Source organism: Paenibacillus sp. FSL R7-0345, assembly GCF_038595055.1.
GTDB lineage: Bacteria > Bacillota > Bacilli > Paenibacillales > Paenibacillaceae > Paenibacillus_AQ.
The window spans coordinates 2,895,101-2,908,234 of record NZ_CP152002.1; the positions used below are offsets into that span (position 1 = coordinate 2,895,101).

Annotated in this window: 8 protein-coding genes and 1 other annotated feature; of the genes, 5 read left to right on the forward strand and 3 right to left on the reverse strand. The window is 52.7% G+C overall.

Annotated features, from left to right (window positions below; translation table 11 throughout):
• Window positions 1–102 precede the first annotated feature (102 nt).
• Window positions 103–804: a 5'-methylthioadenosine/adenosylhomocysteine nucleosidase gene (locus NST84_RS12195; RefSeq protein WP_342566411.1), complete on the forward strand. Its 702-nt coding sequence runs from the start codon at window positions 103–105 to the stop codon at window positions 802–804.
• Window positions 805–813: 9 nt separating this feature from the next.
• Here NST84_RS12195 and NST84_RS12200 read toward each other — a convergent pair whose 3' ends face one another.
• Window positions 814–1,446: a GNAT family N-acetyltransferase gene (locus NST84_RS12200; RefSeq protein ID WP_342565829.1), complete on the reverse strand. Its 633-nt coding sequence runs from the start codon at window positions 1,444–1,446 to the stop codon at window positions 814–816.
• Window positions 1,447–1,607: 161 nt separating this feature from the next.
• Here NST84_RS12200 and acsA point away from each other — a divergent pair, with 161 nt between their 5' ends.
• Window positions 1,608–3,335, forward strand: coding sequence for an acetate--CoA ligase (gene acsA, locus NST84_RS12205; protein ID WP_342565830.1), 1,728 nt, complete (start codon window positions 1,608–1,610; stop codon window positions 3,333–3,335).
• A gap of 70 nt (window positions 3,336–3,405) precedes the next feature.
• Here the strand turns inward: acsA and NST84_RS12210 are convergent, their stop codons facing one another.
• Entirely contained in the window at window positions 3,406–6,363 is a 2,958-nt protein-coding gene (locus NST84_RS12210) for a transglycosylase domain-containing protein (protein ID WP_342565831.1), read from the reverse strand.
• Window positions 6,364–6,501: 138 nt separating this feature from the next.
• Window positions 6,502–6,766: a binding site (T-box leader), on the forward strand.
• A 58-nt stretch (window positions 6,767–6,824) separates the two neighbouring features.
• Between NST84_RS12210 and tyrS the strand changes: the two genes are divergently transcribed.
• Window positions 6,825–8,078 carry a tyrosine--tRNA ligase gene (gene tyrS / locus NST84_RS12215; RefSeq protein ID WP_342565832.1) on the forward strand — a complete coding sequence of 418 codons (1,254 nt, stop codon included), beginning with the start codon at window positions 6,825–6,827 and terminating at the stop codon, window positions 8,076–8,078.
• A 72-nt stretch (window positions 8,079–8,150) separates the two neighbouring features.
• Here tyrS and rpsD read toward each other — a convergent pair whose 3' ends face one another.
• A complete protein-coding gene (gene rpsD, locus NST84_RS12220) occupies window positions 8,151–8,750 on the reverse strand; it encodes a 30S ribosomal protein S4 (RefSeq protein WP_342565833.1) in 600 nt (199 codons plus the stop codon).
• A 391-nt stretch (window positions 8,751–9,141) separates the two neighbouring features.
• Between rpsD and NST84_RS12225 the strand changes: the two genes are divergently transcribed.
• Both NST84_RS12225 and ltrA read left to right on the forward strand, forming a co-directional pair.
• Window positions 9,142–11,145 carry a diguanylate cyclase gene (locus NST84_RS12225; RefSeq protein ID WP_342565834.1) on the forward strand — a complete coding sequence of 668 codons (2,004 nt, stop codon included), beginning with the start codon at window positions 9,142–9,144 and terminating at the stop codon, window positions 11,143–11,145.
• 452 nt (window positions 11,146–11,597) lie between these two features.
• Entirely contained in the window at window positions 11,598–12,998 is a 1,401-nt protein-coding gene (ltrA, locus tag NST84_RS12230) for a group II intron reverse transcriptase/maturase (protein WP_342565835.1), read from the forward strand.
• Window positions 12,999–13,134 lie beyond the last annotated feature (136 nt).

Consider the following 13,134-nt stretch of genomic DNA (forward strand, 5'->3'; position numbering starts at 1 on the left):
TTGTTATAGCCGTTCATAGAAAGCTCCTTCGGGAGCTTTTTATGTTGCCTGGCTAATGTCTGGCAGATGCTCGTAGAAGCGGAATTAATGGAGGGGTACATAGTGGGCGAGGTTATCGGATTAATCGGCGCGATGGATGAAGAAATTGAGCTGCTGCTCAGCAGCATGAATGACAAGCAGAGTACAGTTAAGGCAGGGGTTACCTACTATTCGGGAGACATTTTCGGCAGAAAGGCGGTCCTCTGCAAATCTGGTGTTGGAAAGGTGAATGCCGCAGTCACAACACAAATTCTGCTGGATACGTTTGGCGTTTCCAAAGTGCTGTTTACCGGGGTTGCCGGTGCGGTTCATCCTGATCTGAATATCGGTGATATTGTCATTTCATCAGCATGTATCCAGCATGATATGGATGTGACGGCTCTCGGCTTTCCCAAGGGGGTCATCCCCTATCAGGAGGTGTCTGTCTTCAATGCGGATGAGAAGCTGGTGAAGCTGGCGGAGCAGGCCTGTAGAGAGCTGGAGCAGCATTTTATAACAGGAATTGTGCTTTCGGGAGATCAGTTCATTGCCAGCAGCACGGTGGTGGAAGCGTTACATATAGATTTGAACGGCGCCTGCGCGGAGATGGAGGGGGCCGCTGTAGCCCAGGTCTGTTATATGAATGCGGCTCCGTTTGTCATCATCCGTTCCATGTCCGATAAGGCTGACGGCTCGGCTCATGCAAACTATGCTGAATTCACAGTCACGGCAGCCCGGCGTTCCCATGCCATTCTCGAATATATGCTGAAGTCGCCGGAGCTATAGGGCTATGAGCTAATACATAAAACGCTGCCTGAAGCGGATCCGGTCAAAGCTCTCCTGGGAGGATAATGGCACCTTGCGCCCAATCCGTACCATCAGGCAGTTGGCCGGATGCGAGCAGATTTCCGGATCATCAGTGGCATACCAGACCATATCTGCGGATTTCATCAGTTTTTCCATCATATTGCGGTAGGCCCACACATCCAGGCCGCTGCCCTTAAGGTCCCAGTGCCAATAATACTCTGTAGTGAACACAATGCAGTTCTCCAGCTGTTCCTGCTCAAAAGCGGCGGCAAGCATCAGCCTGCCAAGCCCGCATCCCCTGTAATCATCAGCTACCTCTATTGCTCCCAACTCGATCAGATCAGCCATATTTGCCTGTGACCAGAGCTCCAGCTCATCGGGATAATGAAAAGTGACATAACCTATCAGAGTGTGGTTACAGACCGCGGCAATAACCCTGCCTTCAGGCAGTCTGGAAATTTCAATTAGAGCCTCCAGCTGTTCATGCGGCTTGCGGAAGGCATCGAGATCGGGGTGAATCGTGACCCTTTGTAAAAGTTCGGAAGACACGGGACCGCTTACAGTAATTGCGTTATTGTTATGCAAGAAAGTGTGTGTGACAGGGAATTTGCGGTGCTCCATGATCGGGCTCCTCTCATCCAACTAAAATATGGAATGTAATCGCTTACTGTGTTATACTGATTCCGACATAAAACATTCACAATTATCATATTGACAGTGTGGCGTGAAAATGAGGAACCGCCCTTAAAGCTTAAATCAATCCAGCAGGGGAGGCAAGAGTAATGGGGCAAGTCCACAGTGAAATTTTGCCGGGCCGTGTACAAAATGCGAATTTACGTGATTATTCCCTGGCAGTCAAACAATTCCGGTGGGAGGATGCAGAGCGGACTTTCTCCTGGTATCACACGGGCAAGGTGAACATGACTCATGAAGCAGTCGACCGCCATGTGCTGGAAGGGCACGGTGCGGCTACTGCACTGATCTACAGCGATCCCGTCAGGGACGAACGGTATACCTTCGCCGATCTGCAGGAACGTTCCAGCCGGTTCGGTAATGTGCTGCGCAAATACGGTATAGGTAAAGGGGACCGAGTCTTTATCTTTATGCCGCGCAGTCCGGAGCTGTATTTCAGTCTGCTTGGTACCCTCAGAGTGGGTGCGGTAGCAGGACCGTTGTTTGAGGCGTTTATGGAGACGGCGGTAAAGGACCGGCTGGAGGACAGCGGGGCAGTAGCTCTGGTGACTACACCGGAGCTGCTAAAGCGGGTAAGGCGCGAGGAGCTGCCTGAACTACGGCACATAATCGTAGTAGGCGGAACAGGCGGCGATACCGGTCAGGGAATGATCAGCTATGAGGCGGAGATGGCCGCTGCATCAGCGGAACTGGAGCCCGAATGGCTCACACTGGAAGATGGCCTGATCATGCACTATACTTCCGGTTCTACAGGTAAACCCAAAGGGGTCTACCATGTGCAGAGAGCAATGATTCAACATTATTATACAGGTAAAATTGTACTGGATCTGCGCCCGGATGATGTATACTGGTGCACAGCTGATCCCGGATGGGTCACAGGTACCTCGTACGGGATTTTTGCGCCCTGGCTTAATGGTGTAGCCAACGTGGTACGGGGCGGACGCTTCAGTCCGCAGGACTGGTACAGCACCATTGAGCGCTTTGCCGTCACTGTCTGGTACAGCGCACCCACAGCATTCCGCATGCTGATGGGAGCAGGAGAGAGCACGCTTGCCGGGACCGATCTCAGCAGCCTCAGGCATGTAATGTCCGTAGGAGAGCCGCTGAATCCGGAAGTTGTACGCTGGGGCGATAAGGTTTACGGGCAGCGCATTCACGACACCTGGTGGATGACGGAAACCGGAGCCCAGCTGATCTGCAACTATCCCGGGATGGATATCAAGCCAGGGTCCATGGGCCGCCCGCTGCCCGGCATCGAGGCAGCCATTCTTGATGACAGGGGCAATGAGCTGCCCCCTTATTCCATGGGCAATCTGGCGATCCGTACGCCGTGGCCTTCCATGATGGCCAAGATCTGGAATAACCAGGCTAAATATGAGGAGTATTTCCGGATTCCCGGCTGGTACATTTCCGGGGACTCAGCTTATATGGACGAGGAAGGTTACTTCTGGTTCCAGGGACGGATCGATGATGTGATCAACTCCTCCGGGGAGCGCATCGGGCCTTTTGAGGTTGAGAGCAAGCTGGTGGAGCATCCGGCAGTGGCCGAAGCCGGGGTGATCGGCAAACCGGATTTGCTGCGGGGAGAGATTATCAAAGCTTTTATCTCCCTCAGAGAGGGATATACTGCGACAGCAGAGCTGAAGGAAGAGATTGCCGCCTTCGTCAAAGCAGGGCTATCCGCGCATGCTGCGCCCCGTGAAATCGAATTTAAGGAGAAGCTGCCCAAGACTCGTTCCGGCAAAATCATGCGCCGGGTGCTGAAAGCCTGGGAGCTGGAACTCCCGGCCGGCGATCTGTCCACGATTGAGGATTAACGGAAACAGCTGTACACAAAAACACCGGTTCCAGCATATTGCTGGAACCGGTGTTTCTTCGTGGAAAAGATTAATGTGCGTTACCCGAGCCGGCAGTACTGTTGCCGCCAGCAGCATTGCCGGCGCTGCCGGCGGGCACTTCTGCACTGCCCGGGGGATTGACGATGATCATTCCGGGATCTTCTTCAGCCCCGTCAGGCAGGGTGTTGCCCTCAGGCGTAGCCTCTGTTCCGGGCAGCACTTCAGGTGTTGGAGTCGGTTCAGGTGTCGGAGCTGTACCGGCAACATTGCCTGAGGCCGTCTCATGTCCCGCTACGTCCACTGCGGTGACGAAGAAGGTGGCATTGGCACTCTGCGGTGTGCCTGGTTTAAAGACGGTGCTATCGCCTGCAGAGATGACAGCCTGCTTCTGGAAGGCACCCCCGTTCAGGGAGCGGTACAGGCGGTAGCCTACTACATCCGGGGAGCCGCTTGCTGCAAAGGCAATGACAGCCTTACCCGTGCTGTAGGACACACTGACATTGCCGGGTGGCGACGGAGCTGTTCCATCGTCGACACGCGGGTCAACCTCAGTCGGGAAATCGGATTTGGCATCGGAAGGCATATAATACTGCAGCGATTCGTGGTCCTTCATTCCGTCAAATGCGGCCAGAAGCTCCTTGATGAGGTCCTGAATCGGCTTCTCGCGCTTGACAACAATCTTCTCTCTGAGAAAATCGTCCGGCGTGCCTTCGAGCGGCAGATAGTTCACACCGTTATAGGAAATATATTTTGCCCTGGAAATGCCGTCATCACTGTCAGTCGGCACATACTTGGCATTGAACAGGTCTGTAGTGAACTTGTCGGTCAGCTTGGTAGGCAGCTTGCCGCTGTAAGCGGAGACGGTCTTCTTGACAATCCCTTCAGGCTGGGCGAACTCCTTGGTTACGAACAGGTCCGGCTGCTTCTCGATTACAGCATTCATAACCTTGGCCCACAGCGTCTGCGCCTGCCGTTTCTGGGTATCGCCCTGAAGGGTATTGATCTGCTCCTTGTAGCCTACCCACATACCAAGCGTAACATCTGGCGTATAACCCATGAACCAGACATCACCATAGTTTTGGGTAGAACCGGTTTTGCCGACAATCGGCACATCTTTGAAGTGATCGTAAGTATTTTTTACGGTTGATGCGGTACCTTCGGTAATTACAGTGCGCAGCATGTCTGTCATCAGATAAGCTGTCTGCTCGGAGAATACCTGCTCCGGAGCTACTTTATGCTGATAAATAATTTTGCCCTGGGAATCCACGATCTTCTCAATCATATAGGCATCATTAAAAGCACCGTTGTTGCCGATTGAAGAATAGGCGTTAGTCAGCTCCTCGACGGATACCCCGTAACGGAGTCCTCCGATAACCCCGGTCTGCGCATTGTAATCATCATCCTGAATGGTCGTTATGCCCAGCTTCTTGGCAAAAGCCCAGGAGTTATCAATTCCGACCTTGTCAATGAACAGCTTGAGCGCCGGCAGATTGAGCGATTTGTTCAGCGCATAACGGGCGGTTACAAGCCCCTGATAGCGGTTGTTGGCATTTTTGGGGATATGGAAGCCCTTGGAACCGTCCTTCAGGACAATCGGGGCATCGTCCAGGATACTGGCAGGTTGAATAAATCCGCTGTCGAGCGCAGGCAGATAGGCAGCAATCGGTTTCATGGTGGAACCCGGCTGGCGGATCATCTGTGTAGCGTAGTTCATCTGCTCAATATTGAAATCTCGTCCTTCGATCATCCCGAGGATCGCACCGGTCTTGTTGTCGATCATCATGCCGGCGGTCTGTTCCTTGCCTCTTTTTTCACTGTCCTTCGTAAAGTTGTCGCTGTTTTCGGAGATGCTGTGCATGGCGCTGTATACTTTTTTGTCAATTGTAGTGTATACGCGGTAACCGCCGGTCATCAGCTGCTGGCGGGCTTCCTCGAGCAGAACAGTGTCGTTGCCGGAAGCAGCAGAACCTTCAGAGCCTTCAGAGCCTTCAGTAGCCTCAGCATCCTCTGTGGTCTCTTCATTGTGCTTGCTTTCGTTAATGGACAGCAGGATTTCAGCCGCCTTGCGTTCCGTTTCCAGCATCAGGTAAGGGAAGGTGGCATATGCTTTCTTCGTATACGGGGCCAGCGAGGCTTGAATATCGAATTGCAGCGCCTCATTATACTGGGTGGTCGTGATCTTGTTCTCTTCAAGCATCCGGCGCAGCACAAGCTTCTGGCGTTCCATCGCCCGACCGAAGGCTGTCTCGTTGAATTCGCCTATCCCGTTGAAGGCGGAATACTTGGAAGGAAGCTGGGGAAGCCCTGCCAGATAAGCAGCCTGAGCAATATTGAGCTTATCGAGATCATCCAGTCCGAAAATTCCTTTAGCTGCTGCCTTGATACCGTAAACATTATAGCCGTTAGAGCCGTTTCCAAAAGGCACCTTGTTGAGATAAGCAGTGAGAATTTCCTGTTTGGACAAGAACCGCTCCAGGCGCAATGACAGCAAAATTTCTTTGATCTTGCGGTCTTCTGTACGGTCAAGATTAAGAAATACACGTCTGGCCAGCTGCTGGGTAAGCGTGCTGCCCCCGGTCTGCACAGACTCGTTAAGCAGCTTCTGCTTGACGGCGCGCAGTGTGCCGCTGAAATCAATACCTACATGCTCGTAGAAATTGTTGTCTTCAATAGCAAGAACAGCATCAATAACCAGCTGCGGAATATCATTAAATTCAATAATCCGGCGGTCTTCTTCGGTACGGAGCTGACCAATCGGCTGGCCGTCACGGAAATAAGCAAAGCCGGTAATGGCGTTCTGGCTGACTTGCTGCTGAATCAATTCCTCGGAGCGTACAGGATCGTCCTTCACTATGGAAGTGACGTAGCCTGCCACGGCGCCGCCGGCAAACAGCAGGCCCAGGATGCCGAGTATGAACACCCACTTTACGACTGAACCGAACCTGCGGAGCCAGGATCTGCGCGGGGGACGCTGTTTTGCGGTCTTCTTCTTTTTCTCCTCAACCATCGACGATAATCCTCCTTTTAACGGAACTATTATAGCACAATTTGCCGGTTTTGAATGCGCTTCTGCCTGAAAGTCCGATTAAGGGACTGTTGACTTTTTGAAACCTGGTGTGGTATAAATTTACTCAATTGGATAACGATAAAAGCTTTGAAGGACATCAGTAGAAGGGAAGCCATGTGTTTCAGAGAGCCGGTGGGTGGTGCGAACCGGCAGCTAGCCCCTTTGAATTACAGTCTGGAGCTGTCCGGAGGAACATCAGGTGCGTCAGAACGCCTGCCAGTAGTCCGGAACCGGGGCATACCCGTTAGAATAATGAAGTGAAGGATCTGCTGCTGCGCCTAATAGGCCGTATACAGGGATCTTTAATTAGGGTGGTACCGCGAGTCTTTTACTCGTCCCTTCAGGGGATGAGTGAAGGGCTCTTTTTGCGTCGCTTAAAACTACATTGAGGAGGAAAAGGAATGAAATGGGAACAATTGACCCCTGCACAGCAGGTGGAGGTGGAGCACCAGCTGGAAACAGCTGTACGCGGTGCGGCGGAAATTATACCGGTTGAGGAATTGCGAAGCAAGCTGATCAAATCGGTGGCTACAGGTGTGCCGCTTAACATTAAGCTGGGGCTTGATCCGTCGGCACCCGATATTCATATCGGGCATACTGTTGTGCTTCAGAAGTTGCGCCAGTTCCAGCAGTCCGGGCATCAGGTACAGCTGATTATCGGCGATTTTACCGGAATGATCGGGGACCCTACAGGCAAATCGGAGACGCGCAAGCAGCTCAGCAGGGAAGAGGTGCAGCGCAATGCGGCCACCTACAAGCAACAGATTTACAAAATCCTTGATCCGGACAAAACAAAGCTGCTGCTCAATTCGGATTGGCTCAGCCCGATGGACTTTGCAGAGGTTGTCAATCTGGCGGCAAAAGTAACGGTGGCCCGGATGATGGAGCGCGACGATTTCACCAAACGGTTCCAGACCGGCCAGGCGATCAGTGTACACGAGTTCTTTTACCCGCTGATGCAGGGCATGGATTCGGTGGCGAACGGGACGGATATCGAGATTGGCGGCACGGACCAGAAGTTCAATATCCTGATGGGACGGACGCTGCAAAAGGAATACGGGGCTGAGCCGCAGGCCGTTGTCCTCATGCCGCTGCTGGAAGGGCTCGACGGGGTCAAAAAGATGAGTAAGAGCCTCGGCAACTACATAGGCATCGATGAAGCGCCGAATGAAATGTACGGTAAAACAATGTCTGTACCGGATGAACTGATGCTGAGATATTACGAGATGGTTACCGACCTCAGTAATGAGGAGCTGGCCAAGCTAAAGCGGGAGCTGGATTCAGGGGCCGTCCATCCGCGGGACGCGAAGATGCGGCTGGCCCATACGCTGGTGCGGATGTACCACGGTCCGGAAGCGGCGGAAGCCGCGCAGCAGCATTTCATTACAATCTTTCAGCAGCGTGCACTTCCGGAGGAGATCGTGACGTACAGCCTTGCTTCTGCAGACCTGGAGAATGGGGCACTCAAACTGGTTAGGCTGCTGACGCTGCTTGGTTTTGCCGCGACTAACAGTGAGGCCAGGCGGAGTATACAGCAGGGGGCAGTAAAACTGAACGGGGGCAGGCTGGAAGATCCCGGCGCAGAAATCAGTCCGCAGGAAGGGGATATCCTGCAGCTGGGCAAGCGCAAATTCGCCAGACTGAGCCTGCTGTAGACAGGCAGTTCAGGCTATATGGAAAGAAAGACACAAAAAAGCCTCCGGAGAACCGGAGGCTTTGATGTAATCTTAACGGTTGTAGAACTCGACGATTTGCTTTTCATCGATATCCTGGGACAGCTCAGCGCGTTCTGGCAAACGGATATATTTGCCTTCGAATGCTGCATCAGCATATTCCAGGTAAGCTGGAAGGTGATTGCGGTTTTCCAGAGCTTCCTTGATGGATTTCATGGAACGGCTTCTTTCGCGAAGACCGATTACATCGCCTACGCTTACACGGTAAGAAGCGATGTCGACTTTCTTGCCGTTAACGGTTACGTGGCCGTGGGATACCAGCTGACGTGCGCCTGCACGGGAGTTAGCAAATCCAAGACGGTAAACCAGGTTGTCCAGACGGCTTTCGAGCAGGAACATGAAGTTCTCACCCGCGATACCCTGGATCTTTTGTGCTTTAGTGAACAGCGTTTTAAACTGCTTTTCACCCAAGCCGTACATGTGACGCAGTTTTTGTTTTTCCAAAAGCTGCATTCCGTAGTTACTTACTTTTCTGCGTTGGTTAGCGCCGTGCTGTCCTGGTGGGAAAGGGCGTTTCAGGTCTTTGCCTGTACCGCTAAGGGAAATGCCCAGACGGCGGCTGAGTTTGAATTTAGGTCCGGTGTAACGTGCCATATTAAAGTAGACTCCTTTATAATTGAAATTTCAGGGTAGGGCCTATTTGTGCCGCAACCGTCTTCGTGAAAGCGTGTATTTGGTTTCACTCTGTCAGGGAAGTTCAGCCGCTGCCCTGGCAGTAACGGGATGCGTGAGGGTGACACAACGTTACGCCCAATTAAGACTGGTTATCAGTCTTGTTCAACAATAAATATTATATGAAAACAACAACCAAAGTCAAGTTCTTATTTAATAAGATTTTGTCTTTCTTTGTCGTTAGTTCTTTGGTCCTAAAAAAAATCCCGGGTTTTAGGAAAATATAATGCATTGCAGAAAGAAAGAGAGTAAAATATAGCTAATTGGATGTTATCGGATTCATTTAAATTGAGATGCAAAGGGGATCCTAGTTATGTCGGAACAGGAAGCATGCGGTCATAAAGACACACGCATGCTGTTGCAGGACACAATGCAATCAAGCGGAGAATCGAGTGATCCCGCCGCATGGCTGAGGGAGACGGATATCGTATCCTATGATTTCCCTTACGCAGGCCAATTGCTTGCAGATAGTTTCAGAGAATGGCGGGGGCTTAAGGTGCCACCGTTCGCCCAGCAATGGGATTGGTCTTTACTTAATTATAGAGGGGAATGGACCGGGGCGGCGGATGCAGCCGGTGCGCAGGGCAGGCTCTGGAAAGAGGCATGGGAACAGTGCGCAGCAGCCAGTCTGATCTCCCGGGAGCCTGTTGCATCAGCTGCAGCTGCTCCCTCAGACAGTTCCGGGACGATGCTGCTGACCATCCCTGTGTTTACCAGAAGCAACGGCGAAATCTTTGCCCTGCTTGGCTGCGCCATGCCGGCAGCACAATATGAACAGGGCGGACAGCACACGGCAGAAGCGATGGCGCTGCACTTCCAGACCTGCTTCTACCGCAGGTTTGAGCATGTGTTTGTCTCCGATCTGGCAGGCGTTCATCAGCATGCCGAGCGTGAAAGCAGCCGCCGCTCGCTGCTGTTTCAGATTGTCCAGCGGATGCACGATAACATTGACGTCAATGCCGTGCTGACCGAAGTGATTGACAGCATCTCGGCTATGTATCCGGGAGCACGGCTTGAGCTGTTCATGTCTCAGGATCACCGCAGCACCCATCCGCAGGTCAAGCCGCTGCCGCTGCGCTGGGGGGAGGAAGATGTCTGTGCCAAGGCCTTTAAGGACGGGCGTGTAACTCTGCATGCCGGACGTGATAGCAATTCTGTGGAAATCGGCCTGCCGCTTGGCGGCAAGCAGGGGGTATACGGCGTGTTTCATATGATGCTGGACAAGCCGTCCTTCCCGGATGTGGATCTGCGGTTTCTGGCCATGGTTGCGGATACCGCAGGAACGGCCTTCGAGAATGCCAAGCTGTATGAGCGTTCAAATCAGCTGATCCGCGAACTGCGCATGAGCAATGAGCTGACCCAGCGCCTTAATCAGAGCCTGCATCTCGGGGATATTTTTCAGTATGCCTTTGAAGAGCTGCTGGAAATGTTTGACGCTGATTACTGCTGTATCCTGCATCTCAACGAAAAGAAGGGCGGGCTTGAAGCGATTGCCTGCAATTTCCCTCCGCTGCGCGGGGAGATAATTGAGAACGGGAAGGGCTTGGGCGGACAGGTCTTTGCTCTGGGAGAGCCGCTGATTCTATCTGAATACAGAAGTGCTGCAGGTATTTCTTCCAGACTAATGACAGCGACAGGATCAGAGTCGGCGATTGCCACTCCGCTGAGCGTGGGCGGAGAGGTGCGCGGCGCGATTATGCTGACCCACCGTGAGCCGCACTTTTTTTCCTATGACAGCTTCCGGCTGCTGCAGGCGATGGCCGGCCATATCGGACTGGCTGTCGGCAACGCGCGTCTGCATGCGGAAGTGCGTTATCTGGCGAACCGGGACAGTCTGACCGGGCTCTATGCCCGCCACTATCTGGACGAGGAGATCAAGGAGAGACAGACGAAGGACTTCTGCGGAACCCTGGTTGTAGTGGATATCGACCAGTTCAAGATGGTGAACGATACATACGGGCACCAGAAGGGCGATAAGATCCTTAAGCAGGTCAGTGAAATTGTTAAATCCTCGATCCGGCATGGGGATATTGCGGCACGGTGGGGCGGGGAGGAGCTGGCGGTTTATCTGCCGCAGCTTGGTATCCAGCAGGCCAGATTCGTGGCTGAACGGATCCGTAAGCGGGTGATGGCGGAGACGGAGCCGCGTGTCACCGTATCCTGCGGGATCGCCGAATGGAGCTGGGTCGATGAGCGGGTAAGCGTCGAATCCCTCTTTTACCGGGCGGATATGGCGCTCTACGAAGCGAAGAATAACGGCCGCAACCAGGTAGTGGTTGACAGCAAAAATGCAGTTAACAATATAAAGAATCCTTAGGCGTCACCCGTAAGGGTTCTTTTTTAAGTGCGCCCGGCATGGGCGATAACTAGGCGGTGAAAGTCCGCTACAGGCTTGGCAGTAGGAACTGTTAGCCAAAGGCAAGGGTGTCCGCCGCGAGGCGGAATCTGAAGGAAGCCGGAGGCAAACCCTCGGTCTGACGAACAGAAATCACATAGAAGGCATCTTGGGACGGACGAGCTTGCTTAACAAAGCGAAGTCCAATACTGCCCGAATCTCAGGGTGTAAATGTGGCAGATAGATGAGGGGAAAGTTATCGCTCTTACCCGGGGAGGTCTCACAGACGTCTGGTAGGAAAAAAAAAAATCCGAACCACGGAGTAAAGCTTGCTGTGAGAAGTCAGCAGAGGCCATAGTACCGGAAAGTTTTTTTTTCGGGAAGGGCCAAACAATCGTAAGTCTCGAGTACAGACCGGAAGGAGAGCTGGCGCGATGAAAGCAGAATACCGAAAGGGCTACCCGCAAAGGGATAGCGTGGAACGCGAAGAGTATGCGGGAGTGCGGAGTGCCGACATTCGGGAACGTAGAGAAAGAGGCGGTGCAATGGACCTGCTCGAGCGGATTCTGGACAGAGACAATCTGAACAGAGCCTACAAGCAGGTCAGACGCAACCATGGCGCGCCAGGAATCGACGGAATGACCGTCGAAGAGGCGCTGCCCTGGCTGCAGGAACACAAGGACGAGCTTTTGCAAAGCATCCGGGAGGGCCGGTACAAGCCTAGCCCGGTACGGCGCAAAGAAATCCCCAAACCAGATGGAAGTGGAGTGCGGAAGCTTGGCATCCCTACGGTGATAGACCGCGTGATTCAACAAGCGATCTCCCAGCAGCTACAGCCCTTGTTTGAGCCGCTTTTCTTAGACGGAAGCTACGGTTACCGCCCCGGGCGGAGTGCGCAGCAAGCCATCCGCAAGGTGAAAGAGCATGCACAGCAAGGCTATAGCCACGCAGTCGAAATCGACCTCTCCAAATATTTTGACACCCTGAACCATGAACTGCTAATGAATGTGCTACGTAAGCAAATCCAGGATCACCGTGTAACCGACCTGATTAAGAAGTATCTGAAAAGTGGGGTTATGGAGAACGGGGTACACTGCAAAACAGAGGAAGGTTCTCCACAAGGAGGCCCTTTATCTCCACTGCTTGCGAATATTTACCTGAACGAATTCGACCAGGAAATGAACAGCCGTGGAGTGAACGTGATTCGGTATGCAGATGACATTGTCGTGCTAACTAAAAGCAAACGAGCGGCCACGCGGCTTCTGGAATCCTGCCGAAAATACCTGGAGCACAAACTAAGACTCCAGATGAACACGCAGAAAAGTAAAGTGGTCAGCGTAGTGGCCCGGAAGCATTTCAAGTTTCTCGGCTTTGCCTTGGGCAAGAACAGAAAAGGGTTGTATATTCGCGCCCATGGTCAATCCCTCGCCAAGGCGAAGAAGAAATTGAAAGAACTGACGAGCCGCAGTCAGGGCAGAAATGTTCGTCAAGTGATGGAGAAGGTGAAAGTCTACATTCGAGGCTGGATCGGCTACTTCTACGTAGCCGATATGAAACGGATCTTGCAAAGCTGGAGCGAATGGCTGCGCAGAAGGCTGCGAATGTACATCTGGAAACATTGGGAGAAGCCCAAAACAAAGGTGCAAAACCTGCGTAAACTGGGAATACCCGAGTGGCAGGCCTACCAATGGGGAAACTCCCGCCTGGGCTACTGGCGAATCGCGGGAAGCCCAGTACTGTCCCGCTCCATAACAAACGAAAAGCTCGTACAGGCCGGGTATTATGACTTCCCGGCACAGTACGAGCAATTACGTAAATTGCACTTATGCGGTTGAACCGCCGTATACCGAACGGTACGTACGGTGGTGTGAGAGGTCGGCTGCTCAATTAATGTGCAGCCTCCTACTCGATTGAGCAGGGTGATTGTGCATAAGCCTCTTATGAAAGGATACTCTAAAAAGATAACCGATC